The 20532-nt window shown below is 73.5% G+C and carries 14 protein-coding genes and 2 pseudogenes; 3 read left to right on the top strand and 13 right to left on the bottom strand.

What is annotated here, in order from left to right; translation table 11 throughout:
* Positions 1–8 precede the first annotated feature (8 nt).
* The gene (locus ACIQFU_RS25035; RefSeq protein ID WP_402554396.1) at positions 9–920 is read left to right on the top strand and encodes a cobalamin-binding protein; all 912 of its coding nucleotides are present in this window, start codon (positions 9–11) and stop codon (positions 918–920) included.
* A gap of 9 nt (positions 921–929) precedes the next feature.
* Here the strand turns inward: ACIQFU_RS25035 and ACIQFU_RS25040 are convergent.
* Positions 930–1388 (bottom strand): annotated as a pseudogene (locus ACIQFU_RS25040) (DUF4430 domain-containing protein); the annotation flags it as partial.
* Positions 1389–1392: 4 nt separating this feature from the next.
* On the opposite strand from ACIQFU_RS25040, the pseudogene alaS reads away from it, so the two are divergent.
* Positions 1393–3498: pseudogene (gene alaS / locus ACIQFU_RS25045) on the top strand (alanine--tRNA ligase); the annotation flags it as partial.
* A 346-nt stretch (positions 3499–3844) separates the two neighbouring features.
* On the opposite strand, the gene ACIQFU_RS25050 reads toward alaS, so the two are convergent.
* From ACIQFU_RS25050 to ACIQFU_RS25105, 12 genes are all read right to left on the bottom strand, one after another.
* The gene (locus ACIQFU_RS25050) at positions 3845–4228 is read right to left on the bottom strand and encodes a hypothetical protein (protein WP_402554397.1); all 384 of its coding nucleotides are present in this window, start codon (positions 4226–4228) and stop codon (positions 3845–3847) included.
* A gap of 336 nt (positions 4229–4564) precedes the next feature.
* Positions 4565–5548, bottom strand: a complete 984-nt coding sequence (locus ACIQFU_RS25055) for an ABC transporter substrate-binding protein (protein WP_402554398.1) — start codon at positions 5546–5548, stop codon at positions 4565–4567.
* Positions 5545–6342: an ABC transporter ATP-binding protein gene (locus ACIQFU_RS25060; protein ID WP_402554442.1), complete on the bottom strand. Its 798-nt coding sequence runs from the start codon at positions 6340–6342 to the stop codon at positions 5545–5547. Before ACIQFU_RS25060 ends, ACIQFU_RS25055 begins: the two co-directional genes overlap by 4 nt.
* A 53-nt stretch (positions 6343–6395) precedes the next feature.
* On the bottom strand, positions 6396–7463 hold the full coding sequence (locus tag ACIQFU_RS25065) for a FecCD family ABC transporter permease (RefSeq protein WP_402554399.1): 1068 nt from the start codon (positions 7461–7463) through the stop codon (positions 6396–6398).
* A complete protein-coding gene (locus tag ACIQFU_RS25070; RefSeq protein WP_402554400.1) occupies positions 7460–8557 on the bottom strand; it encodes a FecCD family ABC transporter permease in 1098 nt (365 codons plus the stop codon). Before ACIQFU_RS25070 ends, ACIQFU_RS25065 begins: the two co-directional genes overlap by 4 nt.
* Positions 8550–10343 carry a siderophore-interacting protein gene (locus ACIQFU_RS25075; protein WP_402554401.1) on the bottom strand — a complete coding sequence of 598 codons (1794 nt, stop codon included), beginning with the start codon at positions 10341–10343 and terminating at the stop codon, positions 8550–8552. The genes ACIQFU_RS25070 and ACIQFU_RS25075 overlap by 8 nt, the downstream gene beginning before the upstream one ends.
* 48 nt (positions 10344–10391) lie before the next feature.
* Positions 10392–12299 (bottom strand): ABC transporter ATP-binding protein, encoded by a 1908-nt coding sequence (locus ACIQFU_RS25080; RefSeq protein WP_402554402.1) that lies wholly within the window; start codon positions 12297–12299, stop codon positions 10392–10394.
* Entirely contained in the window at positions 12296–14032 is a 1737-nt protein-coding gene (locus tag ACIQFU_RS25085) for an ABC transporter ATP-binding protein (protein WP_402554403.1), read from the bottom strand. The genes ACIQFU_RS25080 and ACIQFU_RS25085 overlap by 4 nt, the downstream gene beginning before the upstream one ends.
* A gap of 252 nt (positions 14033–14284) precedes the next feature.
* Entirely contained in the window at positions 14285–16000 is a 1716-nt protein-coding gene (locus tag ACIQFU_RS25090) for an ABC transporter ATP-binding protein (RefSeq protein WP_402554404.1), read from the bottom strand.
* Entirely contained in the window at positions 15993–17717 is a 1725-nt protein-coding gene (locus tag ACIQFU_RS25095) for an ATP-binding cassette domain-containing protein (RefSeq protein ID WP_402554405.1), read from the bottom strand. The genes ACIQFU_RS25090 and ACIQFU_RS25095 overlap by 8 nt, the downstream gene beginning before the upstream one ends.
* Positions 17714–18526 (bottom strand): alpha/beta fold hydrolase, encoded by an 813-nt coding sequence (locus ACIQFU_RS25100; RefSeq protein ID WP_402554406.1) that lies wholly within the window; start codon positions 18524–18526, stop codon positions 17714–17716. Before ACIQFU_RS25100 ends, ACIQFU_RS25095 begins: the two co-directional genes overlap by 4 nt.
* A 5-nt stretch (positions 18527–18531) precedes the next feature.
* The gene (locus ACIQFU_RS25105) at positions 18532–19335 is read right to left on the bottom strand and encodes a siderophore-interacting protein (protein ID WP_402554407.1); all 804 of its coding nucleotides are present in this window, start codon (positions 19333–19335) and stop codon (positions 18532–18534) included.
* A 148-nt stretch (positions 19336–19483) separates the two neighbouring features.
* Here ACIQFU_RS25105 and ACIQFU_RS25110 point away from each other — a divergent pair, with 148 nt between their 5' ends.
* Positions 19484–20473 carry an ABC transporter substrate-binding protein gene (locus ACIQFU_RS25110; protein ID WP_402554408.1) on the top strand — a complete coding sequence of 330 codons (990 nt, stop codon included), beginning with the start codon at positions 19484–19486 and terminating at the stop codon, positions 20471–20473.
* Positions 20474–20532 lie beyond the last annotated feature (59 nt).

Here is a 20532-nt window from a genome sequence, read left to right on the forward strand (position 1 = left end):
GTCGCGGCATGCGCATCGTCTCCCTGCTGCCTGCCGCGACCGACGTCGTCACCGAGCTCGGCCTGTCCGCACAGCTCGTCGGCCGCACCCACGAATGCGACTGGCCACCCGGGGAGATCGCCTCCGTCCCCGTGGTCACCGGCGCCGACCTGGACCAGCACCGGCTCACCAGCCGGGAGATCTCCGACGCCGTCGGCGGGTCGGCGCACTCCGGATCCTCGCTCTACACCCTGGACACCGAGGCGCTCTCGGCGCTGCGCCCCGAGGTCGTGCTCACCCAGGACCTGTGCGACGTGTGCGCCGTCTCGTACGAGCGGGTCAGCACGACGGTGCGCCTCCTGGACTCCGACACCCGCGTGCTGAGCCTGGAGCCGCGCACGCTGGACGACGTACTGGACTGCCTCGTCACGGTCGGAACGCTGCTCGGCGTGCGGGACCGCGCCGAGCGGCGCCGGGCCCGGCTTTCCGACCGCCTCGACAGGGTCCGCTCCTCGGTCGCGGGCCGTGCCCGTCCCCGGGTGGTTGCGATCGAATGGCTGGATCCCCTGTGGCCCGCGGGACACTGGGTGCCCGAGCAGGTCTCGGCGGCCGGCGGCGAGCCGCTCCTCGCCGCGCCCGGGGAGCACACCAAATCGATGACATGGGAGGCGGTACGCTCCGCCCGCCCGGACGTGGTGCTCGTACTGCCCTGCGGCTTCCCGCCGGACCGTACCGTGCGGGAGCGGGAGTTGCTCACCGGTCTGCCCGGCTGGCAGGACCTGCCGGCCGTACGGTCCGACCGCGTGTGGGTCCTGGACGGCCCGTCCTACTTCAACCGTCCAGGACCCCGGGTGGTGCGCGGAGCCGAGGTGCTGGCTCACGTCCTGCACGGCGTACGGGTCGGCGAGCCGGTCACGCCGGCCGAAGCCCGCCGCCTGTGAGCGGAACGGTCAGAACGCCGTCCAGGTGAACGCCACCTTGTCGCCCGCGTTCAGCTTGAACTGGCAGCCGCCGACCGGGGTGGACGTGCCGTTGACGGAGATGTTCCAGTACGCCACTCCGTCGCCGCTGACGTTCTTGATCGTGTCGACCGAGTAGTCGTCGAACGAGGCATACCAGGTGCCGTCCCAGGTGAAGTGCCGCTTGCGGGCTGCGTCATCGAGGGCCGCCGTCGGAGTGGGGACGGCGGTGGGATGGGCGGCGCCGTTGGTTCCGTCGCATCTGTGGGTGCCACCGGTCGCGGTGGTCACTTCGTGTCCCTTGGTCCTGATCTTCCCCTTGAACAGCAGGCCGTCCGGACCCTGAACGGTCAGGGTGACCCTGACCGGCGCGTTCCTGTTCGGGGCGTCCTGGGCGGACGCGGTGGCGGGGGCCGTGGCGAGGGCGAGACCGAGGGCGACGGTGGCGACCGTCCCGGCGCTCGGCCGGGCGGGCGGCCCGGCGGTCGACGAGGACCGCTACATGGAGTTCTGGAACCTGGTCTTCATGCAGTACGAACGCGGTGAGGGGCCCGGCAAGTCCGGCTACCCGATCCTGGGCGAACTGCCCCGTCGCAACATCGACACCGGCATGGGCCTGGAACGCATGGCCACTCTCCTCCAGGGCGTCGACAGCCTCTACGAGACCAACGAGACCCGCCCGGTCCTGGACCGGGCCGTGGCCCTGGCCGAGGTGCGCTACGGCGCGGACGCGAAGGCCGACGTGCGGCTGCGCGTGGTCGCCGACCACGTCCGCACCGCCCTGATGCTGCTCGCGGACGGCACCAGTCCGGGCAACGAGGGCCGCAGTTACGTACTGCGCCGCATCCTGCGCCGCGCGGTCCGCTCGATGCGTCAACTGGGCTACGCCGAGCCGGTGCTCGTGGACCTGCTGTCGGTCGCTCGGGACTGCATGGCGCCCAGTTACCCCGAGGTGGCCGAGGCGTACGACCGGATCGCCGACCGGGCCGCGAGCGAGGAGGACGCCTTCCGCGCCACCCTGCGGCAGGGCACGACCGTACTGGAGACGGCGGTGGCCAAGGTCAAGGCGGAAGGCGGCCGGGCGCTGCCCGGCGCGCAGGCATTCCTCCTGCACGACACCTATGGCTTCCCCATCGATCTCACCCTGGAGACGGCCGCCGAACAGGGCCTGGAAATCGACCGCGAGGGCTTCACCACCCTCATGCGCGAGCAGCGCGAACGCGCCAGGTCCGACGCCCGCGCCCGCAAGGCCGGCGGCACGGACCTCACCGTCCTGCGACCGGTACTGGACGAGCACGGCCCGACCGACTGGCGCGCCTGGGACACCCTGACGACCGACTCCCAGGTCCTGGCGGTCCTGGGCGCCACCGGCCCGGCGCTGGCGGCCCGTGAGGGCGACATCGCCACCGTCGTCCTGGACCGCACCCCCTTCTACGCCGAGTCCGGCGGCCAGGACAGCGACGCCGGCCACCTCACCGGCCCGTCGGTGGAGGCGGAAGTCCTGGACGTGCAGCGGCCGCTGCCGGGACTCGTCGTGCACCAGGTCCGCGTCCTGTCCGGCGAACTGGCCACCGGGGACCGGGTGCACGCTGCCGTCGACCCCGAGTAGCGGCTCGGCGCCCGCCAGGCCCACTCCGGCACCCACGTCCTGCACGCCGCCCTGCGCCAGGTCCTCGGCCCGAACGCCCTGCAGTCCGGCTCCTACAACCGCCCCGGCTACCTCCGCCTGGACTTCCCCTGGCGAGGCGCCCTCTCCCCCGCGGCCCGGAGCGAGATCGAGGAGGCAGCCAACCAGGCCCTGCGCCGCGACCTCCCGGTCGGCGTACGCTGGATGACGCTGCCGGAGGCCAAGGAACTGGGCGCGCTGGCCCTGTTCGACGAGACCTACGGCGAGAAGGTCCGCGTCGTGGAGATCGGCGGCGCCTGGTCCCGGGAGCTGTGCGGCGGCACCCACGTCGCACACGCCTCACAGATCGGCACCGTCGCCCTCACCTCCGAGTCATCGGTCGGTGCCGGCCTGCGCCGTCTGGAGGCCGCGGTCGGCGTCGAGGGCTTCGGCTACCTGGCCCGCGAACGCGACCTGGTGACCCGCATCGCCGAACAGCTCCAGGCACCGCGCGCCGAACTCCCCGACCGCGTCGCCGGGCTGCTCGACCGGCTCAAGTCCGCCGACCGAGAGAACCGACGCCTCAGAGAGCAGGCCGACCAGGTCCGTGCAGGCGATCTCGCCACCGACGCCACCGACGTCGACGGCACCCTGGTGGTCACCGCAACCACGAACGGCGACGCCCGGGCTCTCGCCCTCGCCGTACGGGACCGCCTGCCCGCCGCCCGGCCCGGCGTGGTCGTCATCGGCACATCGGCCGGCGACCGGGAGACGCTGGTGGCCGCGGTGAACGGCGCGGCCCGGAACGCGGGCCGGGACGCCTCGGTCCTGGTGAGGCGGCTGCTCGACGGCAGAGGCGGCGGCTCCCCCGAGTTGGCCCAGGGCGGTGGGATCCCGAGCGAACATCTCCCGGACACACTCGGTTCGGTCCCCGCCCTGCTCTCTTGCGTCTGACCTCGGGGGTCATCCTGCCGGGCTGCTCTGGACCCCTGGCGCGGTCATCGTGGGAGCGCCCCTCACGGCCGGCCCGCAGTCAGCACTCGGAACCGTTAGGCGCACGGCGGTGGAGGCAGCGACTTCGGCGGCGGCGGAACGCGCGGTCGGGGCGGTGAGTACTCCGGTGCCGACCAGGCGTCCGGTGTCCAGCAGCACGGTCGTGAGGTCGGTGAGCGGTCCGTGAAACGCTGGACGGAGTACGCGCAGGGCAGGGTCGCCCGGCGAGCGCCGGCCGAGTTCCCGTCCAGCAGTGTGGAGCGATCTTGACGCGCAGCCCGTCGGCCAAGTGCCGACAGGCGGCCCGTCACCTGCTCGTACAGGCGCGGACGGGACCACCGCCGAGCCGGTCGGCGTACCATCCGACCGCGCGGGGCACCGAGAGGGCCGGCCCGTCGTCGGCCCGCTGCAGCCCTTCCAGGTCGGGGACGATCCCCGCAGGACGATGCAGGCCACAGCCGGCGACCTGGGCGGGCGGCGTGACCGAGTGGGGCGATGGAGACGGCGACGCGCGGCTCCGAGGTGTGGTGACGGCGCGACCGCCTCGGCGAGGTCGGTGAATCCCGCCCGTGTAGGAGCGGGCGACCAGGTGCCGGCCCTCGTCCCGTCCGCCGACCCGCAGGGCGAAGAACCCGCCGAGGCTCGTCACGTCGTGCAGGGCGGCGGCAGCAGACGTCCCATGCTGCAGCATGTCCGCCGGCTGCCGCTTCGTCGCCCAGACCGCGTGAGCTCCTCACCAAGTGCGATCCGTTCGAGCAGACACGCGTAATCCCTGTGCGGAGCCGAAAGAGTAGGTCCTGTCCCTGGGAGTCCTCTGGGACTTTTCTGGGACTTCCGGCCGCATCGGCCAGCACGAGCATGAAAGAGCCGAAAGAGCGTTCATGCAGGTCAACGACTTACGGCGACCAGACGTCGCAGGTCACGCTCTTGGCTGGTCTCTTCCGAGACATTGGACTTCGCAGGAGCGAGGGCAGGCGCGACGCCCTTCGAGGCCCGCCGACGACGGGCCTCGAAGGGGCCACGGTTCCTACTTGGCCTGGAGGTTCTTCAGTGCGTCCTCGACGCGGTCGAGGGTGTAGTTGGCGTCCGTGTAGCCGGCCACCGTGTTCTTGCCGCCGACGTAGACGTGCCCCGCCTTCACCGCGGGCAGCTGCTTGTAGAGGGAGGTGGCCTGGACGTTCTTCATGAAGGCGTTCACCTCGCCGCGGAGGTTGGAGTCGAGGAAGAGGACGTCGGCGTCGCCCACCGCGGACTCCAGCTTCTCGTTGGAGAGGGTGGCCTCCGGCTCCTTCTGGTCCTTGACGATGTCGCTCTCCTGCTTGGAGTACGTGAAGCCGAGGGGCACGAGCAGCGACCCCTGCATGTTCTTCTCGCCCCAGGCGTAGAAGTTGTTCTCCTCGTAGGAGCCGACGACACCGACGGTCCTGCCCTTGATGACGTCCGCGTACTTCTCCGCGATGCCCTTCTGGCGTTCGGCGAAGGCGGTCTGGAGCTCGTCGGCCTTCTCGGGCACGCCGAGGGCGTCGGCGACCTCCTCCGTGCGCTGCGTCCACTTGGCCCGGTCTCCGCCGCGGAGCGTGAAGGTGTAGACGGGCGCGATGTCCTTCAGCGCCGCGGTGGTCTCCTCGTCGTACACGTTCGGCGCGAAGATCAGGTCGGGTTCGAGGGCGGCGATGTCCTCCAGCTTGGGCTCCTGCTGGGCGACGACCGGCACCTTCTCGGCCGCGGCGACCTGGTCCTCGGGGATGATGCCTTCCTCGAAGGCGCCCTGGCCGACCAGGTCGAAGCCGAGGTCGATGACCGGCTGGGTCGCCGCGTAGTGCAGGGTGACGACGCGCTTCGGCGTGTCGGGCACCTTCACCTTCGCGCCGGTGGCGTCGGTGACCGTGCGGGTGGTGGCCTTCGCGTCCTTGCCGTCCCCGGAGGCGCCCTCGTCGTCGGAGGAGCAGCCGGTCAGGGCGAGGGCGAGGACGGCGGCGCCCGTGACGAGCGTGACGGGGGTGGACTTCATGGTGCGACCTTCCGGAGTTGCGGGGCAGCGGGCGCCGGGCGGCGGCCCTGGTGCCGGGTGATGATGTGAGGACCGCCGTTGACCGGGTCCTCGATGATGGTGGCCCGGATGTCGAAGACCTCGGCGAGGAGTTCGGTGGTGAGCACCTCGGCCGGGGGGCCTTCGGCGACGATGCGGCCGGCGGACATCACGACGAGGTGTCCGGCGTACCGGGCCGCGTGGTTGATGTCGTGGAGCACGGCGACGACGGTGCGGCCGCCGGTGTGGTTGAGGTCGGCGAACAGGTCCAGCAGGGAGATCTGGTGCGAGACGTCGAGGAACGTCGTCGGCTCGTCCAACAGCAGGATCGGGCTCTCCTGGGCGAGCGCCATCGCCACCCAGGCGCGTTGGCGCTGTCCGCCGGAGAGTTCGTCGACGGGGCGGGTGGTCAGGTCCGTCATCCCGGTCTGCTCCAGGGCGTGGCGGACGCTGAGCTCGTCCTCGCGGCTCCACCGGGACAGGACCGACTGGTGCGGGTAGCGGCCCCGGCGCACGAGGTCGAGGACGGGGATGCCGGCCGGGGTCACGGCCGACTGGGGCAGCAGACCGAGCCGGACGGCGAGGTCCTTGGCCCGCATCCGGTGGATGTCCTTGCCGTCCAGGTACACGGTGCCCTCGGCCGGCTTGAGGAGGCGGGAAAGCGACCGCAACAGGGTGGACTTGCCGCAGGCGTTGGGGCCGATGATCACGGTGAACTCACCGTCGGGGATTCCGACGCTCAGGTGGTCGCCGATGACCCGGCCGTCGTACGCCATGGTGATGTCGTCGGCGCGCAGCGAGGTGGCCGGCGCCGGACGGGCGGGGGTGCTCACAGGGTTCCCTTCCGGTTCTCACGGACGAGGAGGATCAGGAGGTAGAGGCCGCCCACGGCGACGGTGACCACGCCGACGGGGAGGGAGACCCCCGGTACGGCGTGCTGGGCCACCAGGTCGGCGCTGGCCAGGATCAGGGCACCGGCGCAGGCGGCGGGCGCCAGCGCGGTGCCGGCCGCGCCCGCGAGCCGCCGGCCGACGTGAGGCGCGGCCAGCGCCACGAAGGAGATGGGGCCCGCGGCGGCGGTGACCACCGCGACGAGGACCACACCGCCGAGGACGAGCAGCAGCCGCAGCCGGGCGGGCCGGACACCGAGCGTGGCGGCGACGTCCTCCCCCAGGTCGAACAGGGGCAGGGCGCGCTGGAGTCCGGCGCAGACGACGAGCATCGCGACGGCGCCCACGACGAGCGCGGGACCGGTGTGGCTGAAACTGACGGCGTTGAGGGAGCCGGCGCCCCACACGGCGGCGATCTGGGAGATGTCGGAGTCGGCGACGAGGTAGAGGTACGTCTCCAGCGCCACCAGCATGGCGTTGAGGCCGATGCCCACGATGACCAGGCGGAAGCCCGCCGTGCCGCCGCCGCGGGAGAGGAACACGACGAGCAGGGTGACGACGAGGCCGCCCGCCAGGGCGCCGCCCGAGACGGCCGCGAAGCCGGAGCCGACGAAGGTGATCACCGCGACGCCACCGGCCGACGCGCCGGCGGTGAAGCCGATGATGTCGGGGCTGCCGAGCGGGTTGCGGGTGATGCACTGGAAGAGGGCACCGGCCACGCCGAGCATCGCCCCGAGGACGACGGCGGCCACGGCGCGCGGCAACCGCCACTGCGTGACGAACAGTTCACTGACACGCGTGCCGCCGCCGGTCAGTGTCCGGAAGACCTCCACCGGGGAGTAGTTCACCTTGCCGAGCATGAGGGCGGCCAGGGTCACACCCGCGGTCAGGGCGAGCAGGGCGGCGCACACGGCGACGGAGCGCACGGGCACCCGTGCGGAGATCCGTACGCTGCCCGGTGCACGGACGACCAGGTCGCCCCGGTCGGTCGTCGTCCATGTGGTCACTGGGTGTGCACCTTCCGGTTCGAGATCAGCCGGATGAGCACCGGGGCGCCGACGAACGCGGTCACGACGCCGACGGGCATCTCCCGCAGCGGGAGCGCGACGCGGGCCACGACGTCGGAGACCAGCAGGACGACGGGGGCGGCCAGCGCGGACAGGGGGATGATGCGGCGCTGGTCGTTGCCGACCAGGAGGCGGCAGACGTGCGGCACCATCAGCCCGAGGAAGGTGATGGGTCCGGCGACGGCGGTGGCCGAGCCGACGAGCAGGGTGACGGCGACGATGGTCAGCAGCCGCACGCGCCGGGTGTCGACGCCGAGGGAGGCGGCCGTGTCCTCGCCGAGCGCGACCGCGTTGAGCGGGCGCACCAGGGTGAACGCGAGCACCAGCCCCACGACGAGGTATCCGGTGACTCCGGTGAGGTCGGTGAGCGAGCGTCCGGCCACCGACCCGGTGGCCCAGGAGCGGTACCCGTCGAAGGTGGTGACGTCGAAGAGGCGGATGGCGGTGGTGAGCCCGCCGAGCACCGCGGCGAGCGCGACACCGGCGAGGACCATGCGGACCGGCGTCGCCGGCCCCTTGCCCGCGGAGGCGAGCAGCAGCAGGGCGACGGTGGCCAGCAGCGCGCCGGCCAGCGCGGGCAGGATGAGGGCGCTGGTGGAGGTGGAGAGTCCGGCCCACAGCGCGAGGGTCACGCCGAGGGCCGCGCCGCCGTTGACGCCGAGGATGCCGGGGTCGGCGAGCGGGTTGCGGGTGAACGCCTGGATGAGGGAGCCGGCCACGCCGAGCGCGGCGCCGACCGCGATCGCCACGATTGTGCGCGGCAGCCGCGAGTCGAGCACGATGGCGTCGGCCTGCCGGTCGCCGTGGCCGAGGACGGCGTCGACGACCCGGCCGGGTGCGATGGCCTCCGCACCGACGAGCAGGCCGGCCGCGACGCACAGCAGGAGGGCCACGGCGAGTCCGGCGAGGACGAGCGGCATACGCGCCGACGTCGAGGGTTCCGCGGTGGTACGCGGTGCGGGCAGGGACTCTCGCGCGCCGGACCCGGACGGGGAGACGTCCCGGGCGAGCGCGGCCCGGGTGGGCTCAGACATGGGCGACGGTGACCGTTCCGAAGGGGCCGAAACCCCAGCCGAGCACGGTGCGTTCGACCCTGCGGGCACCGGCCTCGCGCAGCAGGCCGGCGATCCGCTCGGCGGAGCGCAGCGGGGAGCCGGTGACGGCCAGGCTGGTGAGCACGTGCTCGGCGGTGTGGTCGTCGACGGCGGCCTTGTCGCTGGTGCGCTCGAACAGGACGAGGGCGGGGCCCGCGGACAGCGCCGCGCGCAGCAGGTCGCGGCACGCGTCGTCGTCGCGGCCCTCCAGGGCGGCGACGAGCACCGCGCAGTCGTGGGCGGGCCACGCGGCGGCGTCCGTCCCGGGCAGGTGCACGGTACGGCCCCGGGCGATGCGTTCGGCCACGTGGGCGGCGGCCTCCCCGCCGACGGCGAGGGTCGCGGCGGCGCGCACGGCGGGGACGTCGGGCAGGAGGTCGAGGACGTACGTCAACTGCTCGGCGGCGCGGTCGTGGTGGGCGGCGTCGAGGGCGGGGTCGGCCGCGCGCCGCTCGCGCCACGGGAGCTTGCCCAGGCGTTCGGCGTGGCCGCCGGTGCGCAGCACGTCCAGGAGGTCGACGAAAGCGAGCGCCTCCCGGTTGGCCGGGTTGTCGAGGGAGAGTTCGTCCAGGGCGGAGTCCTCGCAGAGCACCGCACCGAGCGGGGTGTTGCGGAAGTGGTCGCCTTCACGTTCCAGGAGGCCGAGCGCGGTCATGCCGTCGAGCAGCGGGGCGAGCCGGGCGGCCGGTACGCCGGTGTCGGCGGCGAGGCCGTCCAGGGTGGTCACGCCGTAGGAGACGGCCGGGTTGATGCCGAGTGTGACGGCGACGCGGGTGACGACGGGCGGCGCGAGTTCGGTCATCTCGTGGATCTGGAGCAGCAGGTCGGCGGAGGTCTGCTCGCCGTCGCAGGCCGGGACGGGCGTCAGGCTCTCGGCGTTGTCCTTCGGGGCCTTCTCCTCGCGCACCGCCTTGGTCATCGGGCGGCGCCAGTAGCCGGTGACCTCGACGTCCTCCTTGGGCAGTTTCCGTTCGCCGCGCAGGTAGCGGCGGATCGGTGCGATGGTCATGGCCTCGCCGGCGACCCAGGCGTAGACGCGCCCCTCGGGCAGGTCGACGCGGCGCACCGCGTCGAAGAGGCGGGTGCCGGTGCCGGCGGGTTCGCCGTCGCGGACCAGCCACTCGACGCGCACGTCGGCCCGCGTCTCGACCCGCTGGCGGTCCTCCTCGGCGGCCACCTCGATCACGACGTGGCCGCGGGTCCCCTCGGGCGCCTCCTCCAGCCAGCGGGCGATGGCGGGCAGCGCGGTCTCGTCACCGGCGAGCAGGTGCCAGTCGGCGTCGGTGTTGACGCCGGCGCAGGACTTGGGACCCGCGAAGTGGATCTCGTCGCCCGGCTGCGCCCCGAACGCCCAGGAGGCGGCGAGGCCGTGGTCGTGGCGGACCACGTCGAGGGTGAAGGTGCGGGTGTCCGGGTCCCAGGAGCGGACCGTGTAGTCACGGGTGTTGCCCAGCACTTCGGGATTCCAGGCGAAACGGTTCTCCTCCTGAGTGCCGATGCGTGGCAGTTCGCCGTCCGCGGGAGGAACGACCAGTTTGACGTGGTCGTCGAAGCCGTCGGAGCGGAACGCGGGCCGGTGGTGGCCCTCACCCATGACGCCCTCGCTCAGCTCGCCGCCGGCCAGGGTGATCCGCCGCATGTTCGGCGTGATGTCGACAACCCCGGCCACCTTCGCGCGGCGCATCACGATCGGGAAGATCTTGAGGGGGCGGGACGAGCGGGGCATGGGCACTCCGTGAAGATCAGACAAAGGCGAGGTAAGGCTAACCTAATTTCAGCCACGCGAGGGCTGCCGTGACGCATTCGCAACCCCGGCCGGGCTCAGCGGGGCGCCGGCACCGAGGGCCGCGGACCGCCCCCCCGGGTCGGGGCGCAGGCCCGACCAGCTCCACCACAGTTCGGCGTACCGCCCACGCGCCGCGAGCAGTTCGCTGTGCGTGCCGCTCTCCACCACGGCACCCTCGTCGAGCACCAGGATCCGGTCTGCCCGTTCCGCCTGGGTGAGGCGATGCGCGACCAGCAACGTGGTCCGGCCGTGGGTCGCCGCCTCTGCCGCCTCCTCCAGCACCCGGGCGCCGGCACTGCCCGCCTCGGCCGTCGCCTCGTCCAGCACCGCGACCGGAGGGTCGGCCAGGGCGAGGCGGGCCAGCGCCAGATGACCGGTCTGCGCGGCGGTCAGCCGATGAGCGCCCTCACCGACCCGGGTGGCGGCGCCGTCCGGCAGGGCACGCACCCACTCGAGGGCACCGACGGCGCCGAGCGCGGCCGACACCTGCTCGTCGTCTGCGGCGGGCCGGCCGAGGCGTACGTTGTCGAGCAAGGTGCCGTGGAAGACGTGCTGTTCCTGGCTGAGCAGGGCGACGTGACGGCCCAGCCGGCTGTCGCCGATCCGCTCGAGTCGCGCGCCGCCCAGCCGCACGGTGCCGGCCGTCGGGCGCAGCACCCCGGCGGCGACGGAGGCGAGCGTGGTCTTGCCCGCGCCGCTGGCTCCGACCAGCGCCACGCGCTCACCGGGAGCTACGCGCAGCGTGACGTCGCGCAGTACCGTGCGGTCGCCGTAGGCGTGGACGACACCGCGCAGTTCCAGGCTCCCGTCGGCCGGCGTCTCGGGGGCCTCCGGCTCGGCCGGCGGGCTCATGGTGGCGACTCCTGCCAGCCGGGCCAGGCTCGCCCCGGCCTCCTGGAAGTCGTCGAACTGCGTGATCAGGAAGCCGATCGGGTTGAACAGCCGGTGGAAGTAGAGCGCCGCCGCCGTCACGGCCCCCACCGTCACCACGTCGGCCCGCACCAGGTGGAAGCCGGTGACGAGTACGGCGGTGAGGCCGACGAACTCCGCGAGGTTGAGCCGCGAGCTGAACCGGGTGAACAGCCGGAACACCGCCAGCGACACGTCGCGGGCCACGCCCGACCGCTGCTCCACCCGGCCCACGTGCTCGGCCTCCCAGCGGTAGGCACGCAGGGTGGACGCCCCGTGCAGGGCGCCCGCCAGTGCCTGGGTGCGGGCACCGGTCGCCACCCGCTGCTCGGCGTACAGCGGGCCCGAGCGCGGCAGGTACCAGCGCAGCGCCAGCACGTACACCGGCGTGGCCGCCAGTCCGGCGACACCGAGCCGCCAGTCGAGGGCGAACAGCCCGGCGCCGGTGAGCACGACGGTGAACACGGCGTTCACGAGCGGTGGTACGACGCCGGAGACGGCCGAGGTGACGACGGCGACGTCGTCCCCGGTGCGGGAGAGCAGGTCCCCGGTGCCGGCCCGCTCCAGGGTCGCGGACGGCAGGTGCAGTGCGCGGTCGAGGACTTGGGCGCGCACCCGGGCCAGGACGGTCTCGCCCAGCCGCGCCGCCAGGGCGGCGCCCACGCCGGTGAGCACCCCGGCGGCCACCGCGGCGGCCACGAGGGCGGCGACCGCGGACGGCAGCCGGCCGGTCCCGGCGCCCGCCCGCACGTCGTCGACGAGGGTGCCGATCACCCAGGGAGCGACCAGTCCCGCCGTACTGGCCAGCAGCATCACCACCACGGCGGCCGCCGCGAGCCCGCGGTGGCCGGACAGTTCGCCGCGCAGCAGCGCCCAGGTCCGGCGCGGCGAGGCGACGGGCAGCAGGTCGCGCCCGTGCGATGTCTCCCGCTCGACGGCCGGCTCGGCCACTCCGGTCTCGCCGCTTGCCTCGTTCCGCCCGGTCATCGAAGAACCGCCTTCTGGTACGCCGGGTCGGAGGCGGCGAGCCGGGTGTGGGTGCCGATACGGGTGGAGCGCCCGCCGTCGACCACGACCACCCGGTCGGCGCGGGCCAGCAGCGCGGGGCTGCTGGTGATCACGACGGTGCAGAGCCCCCGCCGGTGGGCGGCGAGCCGCTGGGCCATCGCCTCCTCGGTCACCGCGTCCACCGCGGTGGTCGGTTCGTGCAGGACGAGCACGGGCGGCGCGGCCAGCAGAGCGCGGGCGAGGCCGATGCGCTGCCGTTGGCCGCCGGAGAGCGATCCGCCGCGCTCGGTCACCCGGTGCTCCAGGCCGGCCGGGTGCAGGGCGACGATGTCGTCGGCGGCTGCCGCGGTCACCGCCGCGGCGATCGCCTCGTCGTCGTGGTCGCCGCCTGCGGTCAGGTTCTCCCGCAGGCTCCCCTCGAACAGCGCGACGTCGTGCTGTTCGACGAGCACGGTGCGGCGCCGGGTGTCGAGGGCGAGTTCACCGGCGGGCGCACCGCCGACCAGGACCTCTCCCCCGTGCCCGGCCGCCTGTCCGCAGACCACCGCGAGCAGCGCCTCGGCGTCGCGCGGGTCGTGGACGACGACCGCGGTGAACTCTCCGTGCGGGGCGTGCAGATCGAGGCCCTCCAGCGTCCGGTGCGCCACGTCGCGCAGCACCAGGTCCGCCCGGTCCGGGGCGCTGCCGCGCGTGCCGGAGGCCGCCTCGGACCCGGCGTCGACGGCGCCGGCGACGCGCCGGGCGGAGGCGCGGGCACCCGCCGCTATCTGCCCGCAGAAGCCCAGGGTGCGCAGCGGCTCGGCGATGAACTGGGCCAGGCCGACGACCGTCACGAGCTGACCCACCGTGAGCCGGCCGGTCAGCGCCGACCAGCCCGCGAATCCGGCGACGGCGGCGAGGAACAGTCCGCTGCCCGCCACCGTCACCCCCTGGTAGAGCCCGGTGGTCGTGGCGGCCCGCAGCCCGGCCCGCAGGGCCGACTCCCCCGCCACGCGGTAGCGGTCCGAGGCGGTGCTCTGCGCACCGATGCCGCGCAGGGTGCGCAGTCCGCCGAGCAGATCGGCGGCCATGGCCGTGACGCGCCCGGTGGCCTTCTGCAGGGCGGCGCTGTGCCGCGTGAGCCGGGGGCCCACCCACCCGTTGAGCAGCACCGACAGCGTCACGCCCACCAGCACGCCGAGGCCGAGGGGCACGTCGGTCACGAGCAGGGCCACGGACGAGACGACGATCGCGGAGACCGCTCCGAAGCCGATGGACACCGCCCGGATGATCAGCGCCGTCTTCTGCGCGTCCGACGAGGCCACCGCCAGCAACTCGCCGGTGCGCAGCCCCGTACGGCGCCCGCGCGGGTCCAGCGCGGCACGAGCCACGTCGACGCGCAGCAGGTGCGCTTCCCGCTCCAGCGAGGTCACCCCGTGCCGGGCGCCGTTGCGCCAGGCCAGGGCGAGCACGGTGAAGAGCACGGCCAGACCGGCCACGGACCAGGCCAGGGCCGTACGGTCGCCGGTCGCCACGGCGCGGTCGATGATCAGGCCGATGGCGATCGGGACGGCGGCCTCCGCCGCCTGGTGCAGCGCCAGTAGCAGCCAGCCGGCCGCGAGCCTCCCGGAGTGCCGCCGCAGGGACGACGCGAACAGCGCCCGGGGCGGGCGTGGTGCGGCGGGGAGTGGTGGTGTGCGCGTGCTCCCGGGCGAGGGCGGACTGCCGGGCATGCGGGTGCCCTTCACGGTCAGGAGCGCGGTCGGCCCGCACACGTGCCGGGCGTATCGCCCTCACGGATGGTCGGTTCGTGTGCGAGGGCGGGGCCCCGGCGGGCGGCGGGCCCAGAAACACCCGACCGCCGTGGACCACCGGGTGGTTCACAGCCGTGACGCGCCGGCCGTCCCCGGAGCCCCGATCCGAAAGCGTCGACAACCTAACAGTCCAGGTTAGGGTAGGCAAACCTCAACCGACCCGGGCGCCGGTCACGGCCGGGCCGCCTCGACGGCTCCCCGGTCCAGGCGCACCACGCGGGGCAGGCGGGCGATCGTCGTCTCCCGGTGGGCGATGACGACGAGACTGCGGTCGGTGCGCAGGGCGTCCAGGGCCGTTTCCAGGCGGCCGGCGGTGTCCGGGTCGATGTCCGCGGTGGCCTCGTCCAGGACGAGGACGGCCGGGTCCAGGAGGGCGGCGCGGACCAGCCCGACGATCTGGAGTTCGCCGGCCGACAGTCGTCCCCGGTCGCCGCCGAGCGCGGTGTGGAGTCCGTCGGGGAGCGTGTCGGCCCAGCCGGTCAGGCCGAGCCGGTGCACGGCCCGGCGGATCTCCGCCTCGTCGGGGTCGCCGGGTACGAGGCCGAGGTTGTCCAGGAGCGAACCGGCGATCAGGTGCACCCGCTGGGGCACCAGGACCACGCGGTGCCTCAGTTCGTCCGGGGGCAGGTCGGTCAGGCTCACACCGTCGTAGCGGACCCGGCCGCGGTCGGGCGTGTAGAGCCCCGTGAGGAGTTTGGCGAGGGTGGTCTTGCCCGCGCCGGTCGGGCCGACGAGGCCGACCCGCTCCCCCGCAGCCACGTGGAGCGACAGACCGTGCAGGACCTCGGATCCGTCGGTGTAGGAGTAGTGCACGCCCTCCGCCTCCAGGGTGCCGCGGGGCGCGGTGCGCACCCTCTCCTGGGCCGGAACGGGGGGCGCCGCCCGTGTCTTCGCGCCGCGGTCGGTGGTCTCCAGCAGGTCGAGCAGGCGGGCCAGGCCGGTGACCGTGTGCTGGACCTGCCCGACGAGGTTGGACGCCTGGGTGGCGGAGTCGAAGAGCTGGCGGGTGGCGAGGACGAACACCACGACGACGCCGACGCTGACGCGGTCCGCGGACACCAGCAGTCCGCCCACGACCAGCAGTGCCCCGCTCGTGACGCCCTGCACGATCCGGGACAGGCTGATCACGAACAGGGTCCGCTGGGTGCGCCGGGCGGCCCGGTAACGGGCCTCGTTGTCCGCGGTGAAGCGCTGCCGCCAGTACCCGGTTCCGCCGCTGGTGAGCAGCATCTCGCGGGCGCCCACCAGCTCCTGGTAGGTGGTGGCGACCCGGCCCGCGGCGGCGGCCTCGGCCGCGAAGGCGGGCGGCGCCGCCTTCTTGAACCGGCGCAGTACGAGCAGCAGCGCCGGGACGAAGACGACGAGCAGGGCGAGAGTCAGCAACCAGGACTGGCTGAGCAGCAGGACGAGGGTGAAGAGCAGGTACCCGGCCACGTTCAGGACGTCGGGCAGCTGTCCCCGGACGAAGTTGGCGAGGTCGGCGATCTCCGTGGTGGTGCGCCGCAGCAGGTCGCCGGACGGGTGTGCCTCCAGGAAGCGCAGAGGTGCCCGGGAGAGCCGCCCGACGGCGAGCTCCCGCAGCCGGCGCACCACGCGCTCGCCGGCCTCGGTCAGCAGGATCTCCGACTGCCGGAAGAGCACCAGCCGGAGCAACGCCAACACCACCAGGGCGCCGGCGGCCGTCAGGAGTCCGGCGCGATCGTCCTGGAGGAGCTGGTCGACTCCGGCGCCGATGACGGCGGGCACGGCCACGGTGGTGAGGGTGGCGGCGGTGCTCGCGGCGAGAGCGAGCGCGATGAGCCGTCGGTGCCCCACCGTGTGGCCCCAGGCCCGTCTCAGGACGCGGCTGCTGTCGGGCGTCGCGCTCAGCCGCTTCTGCTCAGCCACGGGTGCTCACCTGTGCTTCCTGCTCGGCCGGTGCACCGGCGGGTTCCAGTCTCACGATCCGGTCGGCCGCGTCCAGGAGGGCGGGGCGGTGGGTGGCGGCGACCACGGCGGTCGCCGTCCCGGCCCAGGCGCGCAGCCGGTCGACGACGACGCGTTCGGTGGCGGTGTCGAGGGCGGAGGTGACGTCGTCGAGGAGCAGCACGGCGGGACGGCGCAGCAACGCCCGCGCCAGCGCCAGGCGTTGGAGCTGGCCGCCGGACAGGGTGGTGCCGCCTTCGCCGACCTCGGTGTCGAGGCCGTCGGGCAGCGAGCGGACGTGGTCGTCTAGGGCGGCGGTGCGCAGGGCGGCGTACAGCTCCTCGTCGGTGTGGGCGGAGCCGAGGCGGAGGTTGTCGGCGAGGGTGCCCGAGAGGGTGACGGGGCGCTGCGGGACGAAGCCGATGCGCCGGTGGACGTCCTCGGGCCCGGCCTCGTCGAGGGGTGTGCCGCCGTAGCGTACGGTGCCCTCGTCGGCGGGGGTGAGCCGGGCGAGGACGCGCAGCAGCGTGGTCTTGCCGGACGCCAGCGGCCCGGTGACGGCGAGGAACTCGCCCGGCCGGACGACGAGTTCGACGGGTGCGAGGACGGTCCTGGTGCCGGCGCGGACGCTCACGTTCCCGGCCACGAGGTCGCCGTGCTCCGGCAGTGCGGTGGCCGGTGCGGCGGTGTCGCGTTCGTGCGGGCCGGGCAGCAGCACCTCCTGGAGCCGGCGGGCGGCGGTGGTGGCCTGGCTGAGCTGGCTCAGGCGCATGGTGAGCACGCCGACCCACAGGACGAGCATGCTCATCCAGCTGGTGAAGGCGACGATGCCCCCCACCGACATGGAGTCGCGGAGGACCGCGAGACCGCCGGCGGCGAGCCCGGCGCCGATGGCGAGGGCGGGCACGAACGGGGAGAGCGCGGCCCAGTCGGCGGACACCCGGGCGGTGACCAGGGTGTGCCGGGTGACGTCGGCGCTGCGTGCGTCGTGGCGGCGTACGAGCGCGCTCTCGCCGCCGAGGCCGCGGACCGCGGCGCTGGCGGAGAGCAGTTCCGCGACGGCGTCGGCGCGGCTGCCGTGGGCCGCGGACAGGGCGGTGTTGGCCTGTCCGAACCGCTTGGGGAACCAGTAGGTGTTCAGGAACACCAGCGGGGGGACGCACAGCAGGCAGATCACCGCGAGCAGCGGGTCGAGGCGCACGATGGCGACGACCATCAGGACGAAGCCCGCGACGCCGGTCACGAACGAGCCGACTCCCATGAGCCAGGTGCGCACCAGGTCGATGTCGCGGGTGCCGCGCATGCCGAGGTCGCCCTCGCCGAACTTCGCGAGGGCGCGCGGTTCGAGGGTGGCCACGCGGTCGGCGAGTGCGGTGTAGAGGCGGTTGCCCTCCAGGGTGGCGGACAGGGTGGAGAACCAGCCGAGGGCCATCTCCGCGACGGCCGCGACGACACCGGCCGCGAGGACCGTCAGGGCCCAGGTGTGCAGGGAGTCGCTGTCGTCGGCGACGAGGCCCCGGTCGACGGCGCGTTCGATGCACCAGGGGATGGCGATGAGGGAGACCTGGTAGAGGAGTCCGCCGGTGAGGGCGAGGGCGAGGAGTCCGGCCCGGTGGCGCAGACAGCCGGTGAGCAGGCGCAGCGCGTCGCGGGTGCCCGGGGGCTGCTCGGCCGCGGGGGCGGGGGGTGTGGTCGTCATGCCTCACTTCCGGCGAAGAAGTCCAGCAGGGCGGCGTTGACCTCGGCGGGGCGTTCGAGGTGACCGTAGTGTCCGCAGTCGGCCAGTTCGAGGTACCGGCCGTTCGGCAGGCAGTCGGCGAGTTCGCGGGTGGCCGCGGCGGGTACGGCGGTGTCGTCGCGGAAGCCGACGCAGAGCGCGGGCGTGCGGATGGAGCGGTACCGCGCGCGGCGGTCGCCGATGTCGTCGAGGTCGAGTTGGGCGAGCTGGCCCGGGCCGGTGGGTTGCGGCGCGAACTGGAAGACTTCCAGCCAGTCCTGGACGGCCTGGTCGTCGCGGAGGGTGGCGGGCGAGAGGTAGCGCAGGGCGGAGTGCACGGCGTGGTGGGCCGCGGGAAGCGCGACGCCGCTGTCGGCGAGTTCGCGCTCGGCGCGGATGACGGCGCGGGCGAAGGTGTCGACCCTGGCGCGGCCGGCCAGGAGCACGGCCTGGCGGACCGCCTCGGGCCGGGTGAGCAGGACCTCGGCGGCGATCGACGCGCCCAGCGAGTAGCCGACGAGGCGGCAGGGCGGCAGACGCAGGTGGTCGACGAGGGCCAGGACGTCGCCGGCCATGGCGGACAGGGTGATGCCGCCGGCCGGCTTCTCGTTCGGCGGGATGCCCCGGTTGTCGAGGGTGATCACGCGGTGTCCGGCGGCGGTGAGTGCGGGCACCTGGTGCAGGTGCCAGGGGCGGCGGGAGGCGCCGGAGCCCATGACCAGGACGACGGGGTCGCCGGTGCCCTGGTCGTCGTAGGTCAGGTCGATGCCGTTGAGGGGGACGGTGGGCATGCGGCTCAGACCTCGCTGTCCTGGGTCGCGCCCCGGGTCCAGTAGGCGGTGAGGTGGGTGTCGGCGCGGTCCATGCCGAGGGTGCGGGTGAAGTGGTGCCGCAGGGTGCGGATCGTCTCGCGTTCGGCGCCTCCCCAGACCCGGCCGCGCCCCGGCGGGGTGCGCAGGGCGGTGGCGTGCCGGGCGAGCAGCTCCCCGGCGGGGCGGCCTCGGCGGTGCAGCCAGCGCACCCGGGCGTCGGCGCGGGTGGGCAGCGGCAGTTCCTCCTCCGCGTCGGCGACCTCGACGAGGACGGTGACCGGGTGTCCGGCGGGCAGTTCCTCCAGGATGACGGCGACGGCCGGCAGGGCGGTCTCGTCGCCGAGGAGGACGGTCCAGGCGGCCTCGGTGCCCAGCGGGTAGGCCGGGGTCGGTCCGAACCAGATGGCCTCGTCGCCGGGCCGGGCGCGCTCGGCCCAGCCGGAGGCGAGCTGGTCGGCACCGTGCAGCACGAAGTCCATGTCGACCTCGCCGCTCTTGGGGCGGTGGTGCCGGATGGTGTAGCGGCGCAGCCGGGGGCGGGCCACCGGGAGCAGGTCGCGGGCCGCCTCGATGGTGAAGGGGCGGGGCAGGGTGACGTGGGGTTCGTAGAAGTACATTGCCACGTGCTGGTCCGTGCCGTTGCTGAGGAAACCGGTCAGTTCGGGATCGGCGAAGGTGATCCGCCGCATCCTCGGGGTGAGGGCACGGACCGCGCCGACCCGGGTGACGTGCAGTCTTCCCGGCTTGCGGCTCGTTCGGGCGGTTTCCTGGGCGGACGAGCCGCTCATGTCAACTTCTCCTCGTCGCTCGGCAGTTGTCCGTGCCACCGGTACCTCGATGACCCACACACCCTATAGGTTAGGCAAGGCTAACCTTCGCTTCATCCGAGTGCGGGGTCGTTTCCCCCTGCCCGGAACTCTCTAAGGAGAAACGGACATGACACGTTCGCGCAGCCTGTCGGTCGCCCTCGACCGCAGACGGTTCCTCGGCGGGCTCACGGGGGCCGGAGCCGCCCTCGTCCTGTCCGCCTGCGGCGTGAGCGAGTCGGACGACGACTCGGGGAAGGACGCGAAGAAGGACGGCGGAAAGGCGGGCACCCGGCAGCTCAAGACGGACAACGGCACGGTGACGGTGCCCGAGCATCCCGAGCGGGTCGTCGCCACCGTCAACTACGACGCCCTGATGCTGCTCGACCTGGGGCTGGTCCCGGTGGGCGTGCCGGACGGCACCGCCGTACCGGCGCTCATGCCCGCCGACTCCTACGAGAAGCTCAAGGGCGTCAAGACGATCGGCGCCCCCGGCACCCCCAACGCCCAGGCCGTCGCCGCGCTGAAGCCCGACCTGATCCTCGACCAGTTCTACAAGGACAAGACCGCGCCGCTGGCGACGATCGCGCCCGTGGCCTTCTTCGACTGGGGCACCAGCGGCGCCCTGTGGCACGAGCAGGTCGCGAAGATCGCCAGGGCGGTGAACCGCGAGGACAAGCTCACCGAGGCCAGGAAGACCTACGAGAAGCGGGTCGCCGAGGTCCGCGAGACCTACGAGGAGCAGATCGCCAAGTCGACCTGGGCCTCGCTGAGCGGCGGCCAGAGCGGCAAGTTCTACCTCGGCTCCCCGCTGCTCACGGTGATGCGGGACCTGGGGCTGAAGATCGGCGCGGGCATCCCGGCCGACGAGGCGGGCTTCGTGGAGAAGAGCTACGAGCAGCTCGACGTCCTCGACGACTGCACGGTGCTGCTCTACGTCGGCTCGTTCGACGGCACCATTCCGCCGCCCACTCAGGAGCTGCTCAAGAACAAGCTCTGGAAGGGCGTCCCCGCCGTGAAGGCGGGCCACGCCTACCCGGTCAAGCACTACGGCGTGTGCACGTACTCCTTCGCCAACGGAGCGGTGGACGAGATCGAGGCCGTCCTCAAGAAGCTCTAGCGGCTCCGAGCCGCAAGGTGTGCGCCGGTCCGTCACCGGCGCACACCCCTGCGTCCGCC

This window comes from Streptomyces sp. NPDC093065 (assembly GCF_044754585.1).
Taxonomy (GTDB): Bacteria; Actinomycetota; Actinomycetes; order Streptomycetales; family Streptomycetaceae; genus Streptomyces.

Excerpts from the sequence above, each read along its gene's own strand:
- ACIQFU_RS25035 (WP_402554396.1), top strand. The coding sequence starts at position 9 with ATGCGCATCGTCTCCCTGCTGCCTGCCGCGACCGACGTCGTCACCGAG.
- ACIQFU_RS25050 (WP_402554397.1), bottom strand. The coding sequence starts at position 4,228 with ATGCTGCAGCATGGGACGTCTGCTGCCGCCGCCCTGCACGACGTGACG.
- ACIQFU_RS25055 (WP_402554398.1), bottom strand. The coding sequence starts at position 5,548 with ATGAAGTCCACCCCCGTCACGCTCGTCACGGGCGCCGCCGTCCTCGCC.
- ACIQFU_RS25060 (WP_402554442.1), bottom strand. The coding sequence starts at position 6,342 with ATGGCGTACGACGGCCGGGTCATCGGCGACCACCTGAGCGTCGGAATC.
- ACIQFU_RS25070 (WP_402554400.1), bottom strand. The coding sequence starts at position 8,557 with ATGTCTGAGCCCACCCGGGCCGCGCTCGCCCGGGACGTCTCCCCGTCC.
- ACIQFU_RS25075 (WP_402554401.1), bottom strand. The coding sequence starts at position 10,343 with ATGCCCCGCTCGTCCCGCCCCCTCAAGATCTTCCCGATCGTGATGCGC.
- ACIQFU_RS25080 (WP_402554402.1), bottom strand. The coding sequence starts at position 12,299 with ATGACCGGGCGGAACGAGGCAAGCGGCGAGACCGGAGTGGCCGAGCCG.
- ACIQFU_RS25085 (WP_402554403.1), bottom strand. The coding sequence starts at position 14,032 with ATGCCCGGCAGTCCGCCCTCGCCCGGGAGCACGCGCACACCACCACTC.
- ACIQFU_RS25095 (WP_402554405.1), bottom strand. The coding sequence starts at position 17,717 with ATGACGACCACACCCCCCGCCCCCGCGGCCGAGCAGCCCCCGGGCACC.
- ACIQFU_RS25100 (WP_402554406.1), bottom strand. The coding sequence starts at position 18,526 with ATGCCCACCGTCCCCCTCAACGGCATCGACCTGACCTACGACGACCAG.
- ACIQFU_RS25105 (WP_402554407.1), bottom strand. The coding sequence starts at position 19,335 with ATGAGCGGCTCGTCCGCCCAGGAAACCGCCCGAACGAGCCGCAAGCCG.
- ACIQFU_RS25110 (WP_402554408.1), top strand. The coding sequence starts at position 19,484 with ATGACACGTTCGCGCAGCCTGTCGGTCGCCCTCGACCGCAGACGGTTC.